Source organism: Acinetobacter chengduensis, assembly GCF_003664645.1.
Classification (GTDB): domain Bacteria; phylum Pseudomonadota; class Gammaproteobacteria; order Pseudomonadales; family Moraxellaceae; genus Acinetobacter; species Acinetobacter chengduensis.
The window spans coordinates 57,753-76,168 of the sequence record NZ_RCHC01000007.1 but is presented as its reverse complement, the minus strand read 5'-3'; the positions used below and the strand labels follow the sequence as shown (position 1 = coordinate 76,168).

Here is an 18,416-nt window from a genome sequence, read left to right as displayed (position 1 = left end):
GAGTATAGTTATTTGATAAATTATATAGGTAAAATTTAGTAAATCTATAATTAAGCCTAATCATTTATTTCATAAGAAACTGTATTTAATGAGCAAAGAAATGAGCCTAGATATAAAGAAACAAAGTAATCCTTTCTCAACGGGAGGTGGGGGCGTAAATTTTGAGACTAGGGTTCAAGCATCATTTGCTATTGCACTATTTACGCAATCTTGTATCCCTTGCTTATCTCAAAATATGAGAGCTAAAGAATTAAAATTTCAAAATAAATATGATGGTTCTCATATAGATGATTTTGTTTTGAGTGCATCAAATAATTTTGGCAATTCGAGTAAGTTGTATGCTCAAATAAAACATGAAATATCAGTAAGTGAAGCTGAAGATTCAATGTTCACTGAAGTAATGATCAGCGCATGGAATGATTATAAAAACAAAAGTTTCAATCGAGAAAATGATTCTATCGCATTGATTACAGGGCTACTTTCTCAACATGACATTAACAATACGCTGCCTATATTAGAGTGGGCTAGATATTCCTCAAATTCCATAGATTTCATCAAGAAAATTACGACTAAAGGCTTTACTAGTAAAACAAAGATAAATAGATTAAATATTTTTAGAGTCCAATTATCACGTGCAAATCAAGGAAAGCCTATTTCGGATGAAGAGTTATGGAGCTTTTTACGAATTTTTTATATTGTATCTTTTGACTTGGATACTAAATATTCCGTAGTTGCCCATTTATTGTGCTCTCTAATTCAATGTTATTGTGATGAACCACCATCACTTGTTTTATCTAAAGTTATTACATGTGTTCAGGAGTTTAATCAGAATGCAGGGATTTTAACTTATGAAAATATGCCGAGTGAAGTTAGAGAGTTATTTACGGTTAAAAGTAAAGTTAACTTTGAAGCAGACTTTTTAAAGTTTCAAGAACGTGGAAATCATATCTTTAGAGGTATTTCAAATACAATTCAAGGATTTCATGTTAATAGAGTGGAGTGTTTAGCTAAAATTTCAGAATCTTTTGAGGAAAGTAATTTTCTATTTGTAACAGGTGCTAGAGGTTCTGGAAAGTCGGGTATCGTAAAAGATTTTATTTCAAGCAAAGCTAAAGATGTCCCAGTTTTTTATCTACGAGCCGAAGATTTAGATTGTAGTCATCTTAATGATGTTTTCTCATCTATAGGTATGCAATCAAACTTAAGCCAAATAGGAGGGTACTTTTCTTTACTGTCTGAGAAAATTCTCGTTATAGAGTCTATTGAAAAAGTTTTAGAACTTGATCATCAAAATGCATTCATTGACTTACTTCAATTTATTCAACAGCAGGCAGGCTGGACTATCATTGCAACAGGACGTGATTATGCATTTCAACAGCTTTCCTTTAACTTTCTGCAACCGAACGGAATCAAATTTAGTAGCGTAAATATCAAGGGTTTTTCTGAAGAACAATTGCAACAAGTTTGTGAACATCTTCCTGAGCTTAAGGCACTAACTTCAAATGACGAATTAGGAAATATTCTTAGGATACCCTTTTTTATTGAAATAGCCGTCCGAGCGATTAGTAATGGAGCACAATTCCAAACAGGTGATACGGAAATTGAGTTTAAAAAGACTATCTGGTCTTCAGTTATAGCTAAAGAGCAAGATCGCAAATCTGGTATGCCTGTAAAACGCAGAAAAACATTTATTGAAATTGCTACACAGCGAGCAAAAAAAATGGTGTTTGGTATCTCAGCAGATCCATTTGATCCAGAAGTAATATCTAAATTAGAAGAAGATAACCTAATTTATCGGGATCAAACAAACTCAACTATTAGCTTACCACATGATGTTTTGGAGGATTGGGCATTAGAGGAGTTTATTGAAGATCAATATAAAAATAACTTGGATAATGTGACGCATTTTTTATCAGCTATCGGAAATGAGCCTGCCATAAGTAGAGCATTTAGACTATGGTTATATTGTCGATTAAAATTTGATACATCTGCTTGTGATATTGTTGAGAATATATTAAGTGCTGATGATATTGATAGCTTTTGGAAAGATGAAACTATTGCAGCGATTTTACAGCATGATACCCCTGAGATATTTTTAGAATTAATGAGAAACGATCTTCTTAAAGATGATTGTGCATTATTCATTCGTTTTTGTTTTATTTTAAGAATCACTTGTCAAAGACCCAATTCTCGCTTTAGTAATTCACTGAAACTAGATAAAAAATCTGGGATAATCCAGACCTTGTTTTTAATACCATATGGTAAAAGTTGGGGGGCACTATTTAATTTTATCTATGAGTCTAGAAGTAATTTAAGTAAATCTACTTTGAATCATATTGTTGAGTTAATAGATGATTGGTGTGCGGTCATAAGTATTTATGATGATTTACCAGAAGAATCTAGAGTCATTGGATTATTAGCTCTTTGGTTATTAGAGCCTTTAAAAGATGCCTATCGAAATGAAGACAGCCGAAAAAAAATTCTTGGTGTTTTACTTAAAGTATTACCAACAATTGAACCTGAATTCGACCAATTAATGGCACAAGATGTTTTTGTATCAAAAAATAATCCTCGAAGATTGAGCTATGTAGATCAGTTAACGAGTATGGCTTTGATTGGAGTCCATGTGCCGATGTTATGTAAATGTCTTCCAGATTTTATAATAAAACTAGCAATGCATGAATGGGTATTCGAGCAAAGAAAAGAAGACAGTCGATACAGATATGAGAGTGTGGGGGGAGAAGAACGATTTGGGTTAGATGAAAATCATGATTTTTTCGCACCAAGTGGGGCAAAAGGACCATTTGCATATTTATTAAAATATCACCCCAGAAAAGGTCTGGATTTCATTGTTAATCTATGTAATTTTTCAACTGAAAAATACAAGGAATTTAATCTAAAATCAGGTTCCAAAATATATTCAGAAACATTAGTTTTAAATGATGGTACAACTGTTGACCAGTTTGTAACTACAGAGTTTTGGTCAGGATATAGGGGGCATTCAGGTATACCTTATGTATTGCAATGTGCTTTGATGGCTTTAGAAAATTGGCTAGTGGATTACATCAATAATATTGGTGAAGAACATGAAGTTGATTGGATTTATGATTATTTGTTAAAAAATAGCAACTCAGTACTGATTACTTCAGTGCTCGCATCCATTGCTGTAGGATTTCCAGATAAAGTAAGAAAGGCGGTATTTCCTATATTGAATAATGCAGAATTGTATTCTCTTGACTTAGCTCGTGTTGTTAGTGAAATGGGTGGAGACCAGCCTCACTGGTTCAATGCTTATGATAATGATGTCATGACTAGTGTATATATTGAGGAAAGAAAAGAGTCTGCACTTAGACCTTGGAGAAAAGATACTATAGAGACGTTATTAACTAGGCTTCAGTTTTCTGATCTAAGGGAGGATGTTCTTCAAATAGTAGACAACTTGAAAAATAAGGCGTCTGTTAGTAATAAAAGACCCCTCAAATATCTTGTTAATAGAGTAGATACAAGAACATGGGTGGCTATTGATGATAAGGAAAATGATCGGATATTATTTCAGAATTCATCTGAATTACCTGAAGACTTAAAACAACACCAACAAGAATTCGATCAAAAGCATAAATTTGATAGTTCTATAATCGGGCTACATTTATGGGCAAGAGAACTGTTTGAAAAGAAACAATTTAAACAAGAGTATTTTGCTTCATATAAAGATGCTTTAGAAGCCGCCAAGCAATTATTGTTTGATTTACAAGCCAATAAAGTATCAGACTACTTACAATTGGCAGTTGAAGCCATTAAGACTGTAGCAGCAGTTTGTATCCGCGATAGTATTGATAGCCTAGCAGTAATAGATATTGAATGGTGCTTTGAGATCATTGTAGATTCAGTCTTGGAAGCAGCAGATACTCCAGAGATAGGTTTTAGATATAACCAAATACACTTTGGTAATGGTGCATGTGCTTTTATTCTGCCAAAGCTTTTCGAATTAGAGCTAGAACCAGAACAATTGAGCAATTTACACTTTGCTTTAGCCGCTACGTTAACGCATGCCAATCATAATATTTCTGCTTTAGGTGCTAAGGGTGTAAGAGATTATCTGTGGTCAATAGATGGTAACCTTGCAGCCAAATGTTTAAATGGAGTGATTGAGTACGCCAAATTTCGAGAGACACAAAAAGTGAGTACTAGATTTCACTATTTGAAAGATAAAAATCTTGAAGATGCTCAGAAGCAATGGTGGCTGAAGCTGAAAGACTTTCGCCAGCAATTAATTGAAGGAGCTTTTAATTATTCTGTTGATGATATTACTTTAGAAAGTCACGCAGCGTGGTTGCTACATCTACCTATGTTAATGATTCCTCTTAATCCAACAGATTGCCAGCAAATTGATTTAGTTAAAAAATTAGTAAACTTTATCTTTGACTCTGAATATAGTAATTACCATACGAATGATGCAGAAAAAATCCACCATGATATAAAAAGGCAAATGCAAGACTGCTTTGTTGAACAAATAATATACTCGAAAAAACATAGCTTTATGCCATTCAAAGAACTAATGATTGCTGGATGTTCAAGGGCACCGAGCTTTATTTATTCTGTAAAATTATCATTTGATGTGGCAGCAGAAAATGACAATGATTTTGATGCAATATGGTCTCTATGGAAGATACTGGAACCTGAATTACATAAAATTGCATTAAATGATGTTAATGAGCGGTATAGAGGATTACAAAGCGACTTAAATAAACTCTTACGTGGTGAGTTATATGCAGATACACCTTGGCAAGGTCATGAAAGTGATCGAAAATGTATGGAGCACGGTGCTGAACATCTATTAGCCTTTGCAAAGCAGTCTGCAAATAATAGTCATGTATTTGAAGCCTTATCCTCATTAATTTATAACTTTTATGATCTATTTTTTGATAGGGGTATTCAGATTTTAGCAGATAAAGTTACTAAAAATTCTGATTTAATAGCAAAACAACGGAATACGGCATTTTATTTGGAGATGTCTATTGGACGGTATTTACAGGTGGAAAACAGAGGAATGTTAAGCCAAAAGATGTACCGAATTTGTCTTGTTCTGTTAAATGGAATTATTGAAACGGGTTCTGCTAGAGCTTACTATTTACGTGAACACTTAATCCGCTCTAGAAAAATTGTGTCTTAAAACTTAAAAATAGTTGAAACTTTTTATAGTTTGAAGATACTTTCTTTCCTGTGACCTGACAAAAAATAATTAGGCAAGTTACTTATTTTGATTGTCAGGACATAGAAAATTGATGGAATAATGAAAAAATATTTAATCATATCTAGCCGTATATTAAGTACTTAATGAATCGGCTAGTATATTTTATTTTGTATCATTGTATGTATCATTTTGCGGAGTGTTTTAATAAACTGTTTATAATCAATACTTTGTTATTTTGTTTGGTATTGGATATACCTACCAATATTCTAAACGTTATGTTATAAGGGTTTTAAGCGAAATCAGTAGTTTAAAACCCTTTTTTATTGTCTTGAGTAAAGTCTAGCCTTAACCGTACTATCCTTATAATCGGTATTTTTTGCCGATAATGCAGTTAAATTTACGTCAAGAATTTTTGAATTTGTTATGTGATCATGGCACACGATTAGAAGTTGAAGCATTTCATTTAATATTCGAATGGGCTTCTGTCTATTTGACGGATGTCTATGATGTGGCACAAACGTGCTCGATGGTTAAACAGCGTAGAAAAAGGATGAGAATAACTTCCATATAGTGAATTAAAAATGAAATCCTACTTAGAAGTTTAGTCTCACTAAAATGATTGAGTTAATGAGTTAGTTAAAAGTGTGGCTATTACAGATTTTAAAAGAATGATCTAAAGAATTAGAATTTAAGAAATAAAAAATTTGTACTAAACAGCATTCTTTATGATGAGTTAAATAGACTTATTTCTTAGATGGGAGGAATCCTCATAATATATTCTTCACTTACAAGTAGGCGTGTGCTTTAAATTAAATAAGCGCCTCTCATAAACTTTTTTTTAAAAGAGATCTATTTAAAATTTAGAAAAATATAAACGACATATATTGTCGTAATAGATTTTTAGTCGAATTGAATTAAGACATAATTTTTTTATAATAAATTAAATAATTTACGATTATAAATAAAAATGGAACAACTAAATTCATCAGATTTGAAGGCGATATTACATTCTAAACGTGCCAATGTGTATTACTTAGAATATTGCCGTGTCATGCAAAAGGATGGTCGTGTTCTGTATCTGACCGAAGCGAAAAGTGAAAATCAGTATTGGAATATTCCTATTGCCAATACTACTGTAATTATGCTTGGTACAGGCACATCTATCACACAAGCCGCCATGCGTATGCTTGCTAGTGCGGGTGTTTTAGTAGGTTTTTGTGGCGGTGGTGGAACGCCGTTATTTATGGGCTGTGAAATTGAATGGATTACACCACAAAGTGAATATAGACCCACGGAGTATATGCAAGGATGGATGCAATTCTGGTTTGATGATCAGAAGCGTTTAGAGGTTGCTAAACAGTTCCAGCTTGCACGGATTGAATTTATCCGAAAAGTTTGGGACAAAGATCGTGATTTAAAAGCCGAAGGCTTTTATTTGGATGATTTAGATGTTCAAAATGCTTTAGATGGTTTTGAAAAGAAAATTCCAAATTTAAATAAAGTTGGCGATTTATTGCTTGCTGAAGCTACTACCACCAAGCAGCTATATAAAATTGCTGCGACACGTACAGGCTCGAAAGATTTTAGCCGCAACCCTGAACAAGGGGATTTAGCAAATGATTTTTTAAATCATGGGAATTATTTGGCCTACGGCTTAGCAGCAACCACACTTTGGGTATTAGGTATTCCGCACGGCTTTGCGGTGATGCATGGCAAAACTCGCCGTGGAGCTTTGGTGTTTGATATCGCAGATTTAATTAAGGATGCTGTGGTGCTACCGTATGCTTTTATTAGTGCTAAAGAAAAGATGTCTGAGCAAGAGTTCAGATCTCAGGTGTTGCAGAAATTTACCGAACACCGATGTTTAGATTTCATGTTTGATCAGGTGAAAGCTGTGACCATGTCATTAAAATATTTTAAATAATATAGATACGTCTATTATGGTTGTATTTGTTTTGTATTGGTGATATTTTCTTCAATATTAATTGTTGAGGGATATTTCTTATGTTTAATCGTAAAATTTGGATTTTTATTTTTATTTCGGTTGTTTGGTCGATTAACGTTTCTCTAACATTTAATCCTCAATTGAATCTAAACATTACATTGAATGAATAAGTTATTGATATAATAAAGAGCTGGAACTATCAAGTAGGTAGCTTAGAAAATAATAGACGTATCTTTGATATGCCATGTTCACTGCCATATAGGCAGCTTGTGTTGCGGATTGTATTAAGCATATTTAATACAATCCGCGCATTCACACTTCATAAGATGGTTATCTTGCGTGGTGCTGAACTATGATCGTAACTTTTATTTCCCAATGTGAAAAGAAAGCCATTCCACGAACTCGCCGTGTACTCGATGCTTTTGCAGATCGGATCGGAGATAACACGTGGCAAACGGTGATTACTGAAGACGGTCTAATTGCAGTAAAAAAACTCTTACGTAAAACTGTGACCAAAAGCACTGCGGTGAGTTGTCATTGGATTCGTGGACGACGTAGAAGCGAGTTATTGTGGGTTGTGGGGAATCGGAATAAGTTTAATTCAGAGGGAATTGTGCCTGTGAATCGGACGCAGAAGAAACTCGATCAGAATAAATGGGAAAATGATTGGCACTATTTACCTTTAATTAAATCCCTCGTTGCAATATCTGCTCTATTACATGATTGGGGCAAAGCCACAGTTTTATTTCAAAGCAAACTCACAGATAAAAATGGTACTTTTAAAGGTGATCCATTACGGCATGAATGGATTTCCTGCCTATTACTGAATGCTTTAGTACAATCTTCTGAAAATCCATCATCTGATGATGCATGGCTGAATTTATTAATCAATAAATCATGGAGCGAACAACAGCTTAAAGATGTGGTTGCGCAAAATTTAGATAAAACCAAAGCATTAGATAATCTCCCACCATTAGCACAGCTTGTTGCATGGTTAATTGTGTCACATCATCGTTTACCAAATTTAAAAGATGAAGCTGAACTTAAAGAATTTAGTGATGAACCTGCGAAAAATATCACTGATTTATTTGAATTTATTGAAGCGGATTGGGGCTATCAAAATAAGTTTGATGGACAGGAATATCAGCAACGGCTTTTACAATGTTTTCAGTTTGAACAAGGCTTATTGAGTCATTCAGTTGAATGGACAAAACAAATTAAAAAATGGTCTGCACGCTTGTTGCAGGAAAAAGACAATATTGAACAAGTTTTGTCAGATGGCAGTTGGCGTGTGGTGCTACATCATGCACGTCTATGTTTGATGATGGGGGATCATTATTATTCATCCTGTGAAGCAGACAAAACGTGGAAAACCGATCTAAGTTTAATTGCCAATACAGATTATGAAACCAAACAACCAAAGCAATTTCTAGATGAGCATTTAGTCCGTGTCAGTGACAATGCGATGCGTGTGGCGCAATCTTTAAGTCGTTTGGCAGATGAAATGGAACCAGCCTACGATATTCAAAAATTAAAAAAGAAAAGTCCACAAGGTTTTGAATGGCAGGACAATGCGGTCAAAGAGATTAAGCAATTTAAACAAAAGCACGAAGATGCGCTTGAGCAAGGTTGGTTTATTGTCAATATGGCAAGTACAGGTAAAGGAAAAACCATTGCCAATGCTAAAATTATGCAAGCCTTGTCGAAAGATGGGCAGTCTTTACGTTATGTGCTGGCATTGGGACTGCGAACTTTAACTCTACAAACGGGTGATTCATACCGTAAAGATATTGGTCTAAGTAATGATGAATTGGCGGTGTTGATTGGTTCTAAAGCTGTACAAGAATTGCATCATAAACAACAGAATAAAACAGAAGACATACCAGAAAATTATGATGAAATTGGTTCGGAATCTTTAGAACAGCTTTTGGATAATGAGCTTGATTATGGTGATATGCCTCAAGCTGATTTTATGAATGTGCTATTTCCACAGGCTCAGGCTGAACGCAATAAAGCCTTTTTATATAAACCTGTTTTGGCTTGTACGATTGACCATATCATGTCGGCAACGGAAACCAAACGTGGTGGAAAATATATTTTGCCAAGTTTACGACTTTCATCTTCAGATTTAGTGATTGACGAAGTGGATGATTTTAATGGGCAGGATCTAATTGCCATTGCTCGACTCATTCATTTAACAGCGATGCTAGGTCGTAAAGTGATGATCTCATCAGCAACGATTCCACCTGCACTGGCTGAAGGTTTTTTTAATGTGTATCAGCAGGGTTGGAAGCTGTATTGTGCCTTTAAAAAATTAAAACAGTCGCAAGTAGTGGGCATGTGTGTAGATGAGTTTAATGCACAGACTCAAACTGTAGATTTAACTGAATCAGACAACATCATTAAAAATTATAAGCAGGGTCATGATGCCTTTGTTGCTATTCGAGCAAAGTCTTTGGCTGAACAAATCATTAAACATAAAGCCTATATCATTGAATGTGATGATTTAGTTGCACAGAAAGAACAAAAGCAACTTGATGACAGTATTCAACAGCAATATTTTGATCGGATTCGACAAAACATAGAGCAGTTACATCAACATCATCACACAGTAGATTCGAAAACAGGTAGAAAAGTTTCTTTTGGTGTGGTGAGGGTTGCTAATATTCCACCGTGTGTGGCACTGACACAATTTTTACTCAATGCTGAGTGGTCTGAAAATATTGCGCCACGTTCGATGGCATATCACAGCCGACAGGTGTTGTTATTACGCAGTGAACAGGAACGACATTTAGACTCAGTTTTAAAGCGTAAAGAAAAATATGGTGAACAACCTGTTGCATTTTCAAATGACGTAATTCGTCAGCATTTGGACAGTACAGAAGCTGAGCATGTGATTTTTATTCTAGTGGCAACGCCTGTGGAAGAAGTTGGGCGTGATCATGATTTTGATTGGGCGATTGTTGAACCCTCATCATATCGCTCAATTATCCAGTTGGCAGGGCGGGTTTTACGTCATCGTCGATTAGAGCAGGACATTCAAGAGCCGAATATAGCGTTATTGCAATACAACTTAAAAGGGCTTCGTAGTGCAAAAGTAGCATTTGAGAAACCGGGGTTTGAAATCAATAATGATAAATTTAAATTAAAAACCAAAAATTTATCTGAGTTAATTGATTTGGATGACCATGCAGGGATTAATGCAATTCCCCGTATTCAGGCACAGATCCCATTAAAAGCCACCGAAAAATTAGCTGATCTGGAACATGCCGTTTTAGCGCATAGCTTGACCAATTATAAACAAGTCGGGGCAAAACCACTGAATGCATGGTTGACACAGTATTGGTTTTTAACTGCGCTACCGCAGCGATTTGCACCATTTCGGCAAAGTTCACCGAATATTCAGCTTTTTGCAGTGTGTAAAGATCATAAGCTTGTGCTTTCTGAGAAAGATAATTTAGGTCGTTATATTGACCGTAATGGTTTTTATAAAATCAAGCCTTATGCATTGAATGAACTAGAACAGCAACGATTATGGCTGAATCGAGATTATTACGACATTTTATGTCGTATGGCTGTTGAGAAAGTTTCAGAAAATCAGCATATTGATGATGAAGTAGAAAAATTATCAAGACGTTATGGGGAAATCATGTTGCCAGAATATGATGAAAATAAAACATTGATGTACTCAGACCAATTTGGTTTGGTGGTTCAATATTCTAAATAAGGGGGGGGTGGTAATGATAGATAGCATTTTTGAACAATATCTTTTAAGACAAAAAAATGCTTGGCTTGAAAGGAAATCAAAAGGAAAAGAGCAGCCTCTTGAGTTGTTAAGTGAATCGGAAACCAGATACGAAAAGTCAGCATGGTTGAGTAAGGCAATTAAGCAAGCTAGGCATGCAATTACAACCCATTCGAGTACGTTCACGCATCCAGATGCGAAAACTTCATGTTTTATGTTTTCAGCTCCTCAAGTAAATAATGGGCTTTTATCTACCAATAATGTTAACTATGAAAATGGTTTTGACTTATTTGGGAATGCTGCAACTGACAGTTTTGTGAAAGAAATTTATTTATTCTTGACAGAACCGGTTAATGAACAAACGATTTGGGATCACTTGAAAAATGAGTCGAATGAAATTAAAGAATTCATTAAAAGCTATGGCTTAGATTTCGATGAAGCTAAAAAAGCGTTGTCAAAATTAATGATTGATCCTGAGCCACCTAAAACGCACAAATTGCTCAAACAAGTTTATTTTCCTGTAGAAAATGATTATCACTTATTATCTTTACTCACACCTTCAGTAGTAACTACGGAATTGCTTCAACGTTTAAATCTCATAAGGTTTAATGAAATTTCTAAACAAGCTCGTAGCTTTAAAAGAGATAATAAATTTAGTGAATATGATTATGAAGATATTTTTGATTTAACAGAAATAGCTTTAGGTGGATCTAAACCTCAAAACGTCAGTGTGTTAAATAGTCAAAATGCGGGACGTGCGTATTTACTTTCAAGCTGCCCACCTGTTTTAGAAAAACGAACAGTACGTTTACCTAAAACTGATTTTTTTGCACAGTGTTTATATCGCAAAAACTTTCAGGACAGTTTTATTCAATTGCATAAGTTTATGCAATTGGATCTTAATAATATTGATATTCGGACTGCGATTCGCAACATCATTCAATTTGTGATTGATCAGGTGTTATTACAAGGCTTTAAAATTCGGGAATATTATTCTGAAGGTTGGTCACAGCAAGATTATTATGCAAGTTTGCCAAAGTTACAGCGTGTTTGGTTAGATCAAATTTATGTGACGCAGCGAGAAGATGATAGCGAATGGCGTAATGAGTTGAGTGAAGATATTGCACGTTGGATTTTACGCAGTTATGAAAAAGTCATTAATGATGTTTTTAAATTAGGAACAGGCGAAATTAATGAAGTGAAACAACGTGTTGAAAAATCACTGCAACAAGCGAAGGAGTTTTTCTAATGCGCCATTTTTTATTTATTCCGCATCTTCAACTCCATAATGCCAATGCCATGAGCAGTCCATATACCATTGGTTTTCCAGCAATGACTGCATGGCTTGGTGCAGTTCATGCTTTACAACGGAAATTAAATCAACAGGGGTGTGACTTAAATTTGAGTAAAGTTGCTGTCAGTTGTCACGATTTTAATTTACAGACCTATAAAGGTCGTGGTGATTTTGTTCACTCCATTGTCGGTACAGCCAATCCACTCGATAAAGATGGTAATCGACCTGCTTTTATTGAAGAAGCACGTTGCCATTTGGATGTGTCGCTTTTGATTGAAGTTGACTCTCTATCAAAGAAAAAAAGAGAGCATCTTTTAGAAATTGTGCAGGGCATCGTCGCAAGTATGAAATTTGCGAGTGGTGATGTTCTATCAGTCAAAAAATGTAGTGTTCTAGATTTTGATGAGGATGAAGATCAGGAAAAACAACTACGCCCAATTTTAAATAAACTCATGCTTGGGCATGTGCTGATTGAACGCCGTGATCTTGTTTTAACGAGTATGCAAGAAGGCAAAGATGCTTTGGATAGCGTTTTAGATTATCTCAAAGTTACACATAGCTCGACTCAAGATGAAGAAGGCAAAGTCACTTGGACATCAAAACGTAAAGCACAAGGTTGGCTCGTACCGATTGCGGTGGGGTTTCAGGGGATTTCTGAACTCGGGAAAGCCAAAAATCAGCGAGATGCTAGTACACCACATCGTTTTGCAGAAAGTGTGCTGACTTTGGGGGAGTTTGTCATGCCATTCCGCATTGAAAGTATTGATCAACTGTTATGGCAATACCATGTTGATTTAGAAAATGATTTATATCTTTGCCAAAACTTAATAACACTTTAATTGAAAATTTAAATAGGGAAAATTCTCATGGCTAAAAATGAAAAATCGGTTGCAAGCGTACTTGCATTTGAAAAGAAACTGGTTCCATCTGATGGTTATTTTTATGGTACGACTTGGGCAAATCGTACAGAACAATCTGCTTTAAAACTGATCGAAAAATCGGTGCGTGGTACGATTTCAAACCGTTTAAAACCTGCGGTTGCAGGCGATCCATTAAAACTCAATGCCGAAGTTGAAAAAGCCAATTTACAAAAAGTTGATGCCTGTGCTTTGGGTGAAAATCAAGACACTCTAAAAGTGGCATTTACCCTTAAAGTTTTGGGTGGAGTTGAGCAACCATCGGCTTGTAACAATGAAACTTTTTTCAATTCATATCAAACTGTGGCAAAAAATTATATTGCACAATATGGTTTTAGTGAACTCGCAAAGCGTTATGCATTGAATATTGCCAATGCACGTTTTTTATGGCGTAACCGTGTTGGTGCTGAAAAAGTTGAAGTTGTGGTCACAGTAAATGAACAAGACACTGTGACTTTCAATGCTTTTGATTACGCACTACATGATTTTGACAATGTCGATGCAAAAGTTCAGCATTTGGCAGATCAAATTGCTCAAGCTCTAAAAGGTCAAGTACCTTATTTACTCATTAAAATCGAAGCTTATGCTTTGGTGGGTAAAGCGCAGGAGGTTTATCCGAGTGAAGAATTGGTCTTGGATAAAGGCAAAGGGGATAAAAGTAAAATCCTTTATCAAGTGAATGATGTTGCAGCGATGCATTCACAAAAAGTAGGTAATGCGTTACGTACCATTGATACTTGGTATCCTGAGTTTGATGATAAAAAAACAGCAATTGCGATTGAACCTTATGGTGCAGTAACGAATTTAGGTAAAGCGTATCGTACGCCAAAAGCCAAGCAAGACTTCTTTAGCTTATTTGATAAATATGCACTTGGTGAGAGCTTAGAAAATACAGAGCAGGAACATTATGTCATGGCTGTTCTTGTGCGTGGCGGTGTATTTGGTCAAAGTTCTAAGGATTAACTATGAAATTTTATCAGGAAATTACCTTGATTGATCAAGCTGAAATTTCCCCATATTTCATTTGGTCTAAGCTCTATACCCAATTACACATTGGCTTGGCAGAGATCAAAGATGCAAATGAAAAAGTAAATATTGGGCTAAGTTTTCCTAAATATATTTACGAACAGGGTGATGAGGCCAAAAAATCGAAAGTACATTTGGGAGATAAGCTTAGGATCTTTGCAGAAACTCAAGCAGATTTAGAGAAATTAAACATTTCCAAATGGTTAGAGCGTTTAACAGACTATTTGCATATTATTTCTATTCGAGAAGTCCCTGAAACAAAAATTACAGGTTATGCAATGTATAGCCGTAAACAGATAAAAACCAATGCTGAACGCTTGGCACGTCATCGTGTGAAACGTGGTGATATCGGCTTTGATGAAGCATTGGCACGCTATAGCAATGTAGTCACAACTACGGATTTGCCTTATATCCAAATGAAAAGTTTAACCTCTGACAAAAGCTTTAAACTCTTTATTAAAAAAGAATCTGCAGAAAAATCTGAAACTCAGGTTTTTAGCACTTATGGTTTAAGTTCGGTATCAACTGTACCTGAATTTTAACCCAATATTTTTTCACTCTTTAACAGCTTAATAAAATCAATAAGTTATAAACGTGAGTTAAAACTTGGGTCTTTTATAGATTTTAATGGTTAACTCACTGTTATAACTTTATTTTTTGCTATAAGATCACTGTTCACTGCCATGTAGGCAGCTTAGAAACTGTGCAGTAGCCAACAAATCTTTGGCTTCAGGTTCACTGCCATGTAGGCAGCTTAGAAATTTGGCACGTTCTCAGCGCATGGAAGAAGTATGTTCACTGCCATGTAGGCAGCTTAGAAATTGAATTTATTCGGTGTTGTTGCCGGCGCATGGTTCACTGCCATGTAGGCAGCTTAGAAAGCCATCGTCGTGCTTTACATTTACAGCAATATGTTCACTGCCATGTAGGCAGCTTAGAAATAAGATGCACTCTTTTTGGTTGAGGGCCTTAAGTTCACTGCCATGTAGGCAGCTTAGAAATGTTTTCATGTTGTTTATTCTACATGTTGTCAGTTCACTGCCATGTAGGCAGCTTAGAAAATTGTTTGCAAAGAATTTTGCACCGTATTTTTGTTCACTGCCATGTAGGCAGCTTAGAAAGAACTCCAAAGCGGCGACTATGCTTGGCCATGGTTCACTGCCATGTAGGCAGCTTAGAAAAATTCCGACAATTGAATTTGTTGAAGTTGATAGTTCACTGCCATGTAGGCAGCTTAGAAACGTCATGCTTGCAGTGGTGAACGAATATGCAGGTTCACTGCCATGTAGGCAGCTTAGAAAAAGCAACTTGACTGCTGGATTGGCTGGCGTAAGTTCACTGCCATGTAGGCAGCTTAGAAAAATATCGAGAACATCGTTTTCATTAAAGTAAGGTTCACTGCCATGTAGGCAGCTTAGAAATGCATTGCCTCGGTTTCAGATAAGAACATTTCGTTCACTGCCATGTAGGCAGCTTAGAAATTGAACTCGGCTTTCACTTACATCAAATGAGAGTTCACTACCATGTAGGCAGCTTAGAAATGTAATCGTGTCGCCAGCTCTATTTACTTTTGGTTCACTGCCATGTAGGCAGCTTAGAAAATAAGTTTTGCCATCGTCTGGCGTTTTACTTAGTTCACTGCCATGTAGGCAGCTTAGAAAAAATTGTTCTCTGACAAGTTCGATTGAACGATGTTCACTGCCATGTAGGCAGCTTAGAAATATCTTTGGTTGATAGGGTTAGATTGCGGGGTGTTCACTGCCATGTAGGCAGCTTAGAAATTAACCATCCTTATGACAGATTGCCAACGTCAGTTCACTGCCATGTAGGCAGCTTAGAAAATCATAAGGAGCTAAAGCAGTACGAATTTCAGGTTCACTGCCATGTAGGCAGCTTAGAAAGTGACAAAATCATCTGCAAAATACAGCACACCGTTCACTGCCATGTAGGCAGCTTAGAAAAATTGATGCATCACTCAACTTCCTAACCGCAAGTTCACTGCCATGTAGGCAGCTTAGAAAAAGCAAAGAATAACAAGTGCCACCGACATTATGTTCACTGCCATGTAGGCAGCTTAGAAAGCTCTGCAACTGCTCATACTCATAAACTGCGCGTTCACTGCCATGTAGGCAGCTTAGAAATAATGGTGATTTGGCAAATGAGCAATTAGGTGGTTCACTGCCATGTAGGCAGCTTAGAAATCAGACATATCTTCAGCAATGCCTGCTTCCTTGTTCACTGCCATGTAGGCAGCTTAGAAAAAAAAGTATTTGCTTCTGATACCACTGGCGAAGTTCACTGCCATGTAGGCAGCTTAGAAAAATTACAAAAAAAAGAACGACTATCGGTATTGGTTCACTGCCATGTAGGCAGCTTAGAAAGCAGGCTCAATTAGCAAAGCACTATTGTTCATGTTCACTGCCATGTAGGCAGCTTAGAAATTTTAAAGCCAAAGCGGTTATGCAAGTTGTAAGTTCACTGCCATGTAGGCAGCTTAGAAAATTAGCCGAAGGTCAAACGCAATTAGCCATCTCGTTCACTGCCATGTAGGCAGCTTAGAAAAGTGGGCTTTTTTTTTGTCAATGTTGCCAAGAGTTCACTGCCATGTAGGCAGCTTAGAAAGCATAAGCTATTATCTTCCCGTAATCTTTTAAGTTCACTGCCATGTAGGCAGCTTAGAAAAATTGTATTTTTTACCGCTCACAATTGAATATGTTCATAGGTGTCTTTTAATCTTAAATATAAAAAAGCCCTAACAAGAATTAGGGCCAATTTATGCAAGCTTTGGATTTAAGTTTTAAACCGCTTCAGCTTCTAAAATTTCAAAATCATGGGTAATTTCAACACCACCATCCATCAGCATTTTACTTGCAGAACAGTATTTTTCAGCAGAAAGTTCAACTGCTTTTGCAACTTGCTTTTCCTTTACACCTTTACCTGTAACCACAAAATGTAAATGAATTTTGGTAAATACAGCAGGGATTGTGTCTGCACGTTCAGCACTTAAGTCACAACGAACCGCTGTAATATCTTGGCGCGCTTTCTTTAAAATGGTCACAATATCAAAAGAAGCACAACCACCAAGGCCATTTAAAATCAATTCCATTGGACGCGGTCCACGGTTTTCGCCACCGTATTCTGCTGAACCATCCATGATTATGCTATGTCCACTTTGAGTTTTTGCCTCAAATGCAACATTCTCTAGCCAATGAACACTTGTTTGCATTGCAAGTCCCTAAAAAAAGCTATAAATTTACGAAGTACCTGTACACTAACATAAATTGAGCTGATAAGGAATTTCATCTCTTGCGTGTGACACGTTCATTTTAGGTCTTGTGCGATCTATAAATTATCCATATTCGGAACTGTTAGCATGACTTCAAACTTTTCACAACTTAGCACAGATGCACTGTCACCTGGCCAATTACCAGACTCAGTGAAAGCATTATTAAAACGTGCATATATTAACCGTTACCCAAAACGTACTACGATCATTGATGCAGGGTCAGAATCTAAATCTTTGTATTTAATTCTGAAGGGGTCTGTATCCATCATTCTTCGTGAAGACGATGAACGTGAAATTGTCGTAGCATATTTAAATGCGGGTGACTTCTTTGGGGAGATGGGGCTATTCGAAACGAATGCACAACGTACTGCGGAAGTCCGTACGCGCGATGTGTGTGAAATTGCAGAAGTGACTTACGAAAACTTCCATGAACTTAGCAAGCAATATCCAGACTTGAGCTATGCAGTATTTGCACAGTTGGTCCGTCGTTTGAAAAATACGACACGTAAAGTGACTGACTTAGCATTTATTGACGTATCAGGTCGTATTGCGCGCTGTCTAATCGATTTATCTTCGCAGCCAGAAGCGATGATTCTTCCAAATGGTCGTCAAATTCGTATTACACGTCAAGAAATTGGCCGTATTGTGGGTTGTTCGCGTGAAATGGTTGGTCGCGTTCTTAAAACACTTGAAGAACAAGGCATGATCGAAACAGATGGTAAAGCAATTCTGATTTTTGATGCGTCATTAGAACAAAATAATGATTTTTCATCTGAAGAATTCGATGACGAAGAATAAGTTCTTCTGAAGCAAAAAAAGCAAATCTTAGGATTTGCTTTTTTTATGTCTGGTATTTTAACGCCTTGGGTGCTAAGTGCCATGTCATGTGTAGATTTATGCAAAACTTGGATAAAAATATGATTTTTGCCAAGGGCATAATTAGAGTAGTCTTAAATTGGATTGATCAAGACCTTATTTAAAGTTCAAGCCCGTAAAATCGAGCAAGAACATG

General features: G+C 36.2%; 9 protein-coding genes and 1 CRISPR repeat array. Of the genes, 8 read left to right on the top strand and 1 reads right to left on the bottom strand.

Annotated features, from left to right (window positions below):
* Positions 1 to 88 precede the first annotated feature (88 nt).
* The 7 genes from D9K81_RS07925 to cas6f all read left to right on the top strand — a co-directional run bounded on the left by D9K81_RS07925 (position 89) and on the right by cas6f (position 14,660).
* On the top strand, positions 89 to 5,170 hold the full coding sequence (locus tag D9K81_RS07925; RefSeq protein WP_235831034.1) for a hypothetical protein: 5,082 nt from the start codon (positions 89 to 91) through the stop codon (positions 5,168 to 5,170).
* 988 nt (positions 5,171 to 6,158) lie between these two features.
* Complete coding sequence (gene cas1f / locus D9K81_RS07920) at positions 6,159 to 7,115, top strand: type I-F CRISPR-associated endonuclease Cas1f (protein ID WP_120375542.1); 957 nt, start codon at positions 6,159 to 6,161, stop codon at positions 7,113 to 7,115.
* Between the two features lie 373 nt (positions 7,116 to 7,488).
* Entirely contained in the window at positions 7,489 to 10,863 is a 3,375-nt protein-coding gene (cas3f, locus tag D9K81_RS07915) for a type I-F CRISPR-associated helicase Cas3f (RefSeq protein ID WP_120375541.1), read from the top strand.
* 13 nt (positions 10,864 to 10,876) lie between these two features.
* Complete coding sequence (gene csy1, locus D9K81_RS07910; protein WP_120375540.1) at positions 10,877 to 12,130, top strand: type I-F CRISPR-associated protein Csy1; 1,254 nt, start codon at positions 10,877 to 10,879, stop codon at positions 12,128 to 12,130.
* Positions 12,130 to 13,014 (top strand): type I-F CRISPR-associated protein Csy2, encoded by an 885-nt coding sequence (gene csy2 / locus D9K81_RS07905; protein ID WP_120375539.1) that lies wholly within the window; start codon positions 12,130 to 12,132, stop codon positions 13,012 to 13,014. Before csy1 ends, csy2 begins: the two co-directional genes overlap by 1 nt.
* Before the next feature lie 27 nt (positions 13,015 to 13,041).
* Entirely contained in the window at positions 13,042 to 14,055 is a 1,014-nt protein-coding gene (gene csy3 / locus D9K81_RS07900) for a type I-F CRISPR-associated protein Csy3 (protein ID WP_120375538.1), read from the top strand.
* Positions 14,056 to 14,057: 2 nt separating this feature from the next.
* Positions 14,058 to 14,660 carry a type I-F CRISPR-associated endoribonuclease Cas6/Csy4 gene (gene cas6f / locus D9K81_RS07895; protein WP_120375537.1) on the top strand — a complete coding sequence of 201 codons (603 nt, stop codon included), beginning with the start codon at positions 14,058 to 14,060 and terminating at the stop codon, positions 14,658 to 14,660.
* Between the two features lie 131 nt (positions 14,661 to 14,791).
* Positions 14,792 to 16,800: direct repeats of the CRISPR family, unit length 28 nt; unit sequence GTTCACTGCCATGTAGGCAGCTTAGAAA.
* Between the two features lie 115 nt (positions 16,801 to 16,915).
* On the opposite strand, the gene D9K81_RS07890 is transcribed toward cas6f, so the two are convergent.
* Positions 16,916 to 17,344: an OsmC family protein gene (locus tag D9K81_RS07890; RefSeq protein WP_106986726.1), complete on the bottom strand. Its 429-nt coding sequence runs from the start codon at positions 17,342 to 17,344 to the stop codon at positions 16,916 to 16,918.
* A gap of 147 nt (positions 17,345 to 17,491) precedes the next feature.
* Here D9K81_RS07890 and crp point away from each other — a divergent pair, with 147 nt between their 5' ends.
* Entirely contained in the window at positions 17,492 to 18,202 is a 711-nt protein-coding gene (crp, locus tag D9K81_RS07885; RefSeq protein WP_120375536.1) for a cAMP-activated global transcriptional regulator CRP, read from the top strand.
* Positions 18,203 to 18,416: the final 214 nt, after the last annotated feature.

Bases quoted from the DNA above. Each gene is read 5' to 3' on its own strand.
- D9K81_RS07925 (WP_235831034.1), top strand. From the start codon at position 89: ATGAGCAAAGAAATGAGCCTAGATATAAAGAAACAAAGTAATCCTTTC.
- cas1f (WP_120375542.1), top strand. From the start codon at position 6,159: ATGGAACAACTAAATTCATCAGATTTGAAGGCGATATTACATTCTAAA.
- cas3f (WP_120375541.1), top strand. From the start codon at position 7,489: ATGATCGTAACTTTTATTTCCCAATGTGAAAAGAAAGCCATTCCACGA.
- csy1 (WP_120375540.1), top strand. From the start codon at position 10,877: ATGATAGATAGCATTTTTGAACAATATCTTTTAAGACAAAAAAATGCT.
- csy2 (WP_120375539.1), top strand. From the start codon at position 12,130: ATGCGCCATTTTTTATTTATTCCGCATCTTCAACTCCATAATGCCAAT.
- csy3 (WP_120375538.1), top strand. From the start codon at position 13,042: ATGGCTAAAAATGAAAAATCGGTTGCAAGCGTACTTGCATTTGAAAAG.
- cas6f (WP_120375537.1), top strand. From the start codon at position 14,058: ATGAAATTTTATCAGGAAATTACCTTGATTGATCAAGCTGAAATTTCC.
- D9K81_RS07890 (WP_106986726.1), bottom strand. From the start codon at position 17,344: ATGCAAACAAGTGTTCATTGGCTAGAGAATGTTGCATTTGAGGCAAAA.
- crp (WP_120375536.1), top strand. From the start codon at position 17,492: ATGACTTCAAACTTTTCACAACTTAGCACAGATGCACTGTCACCTGGC.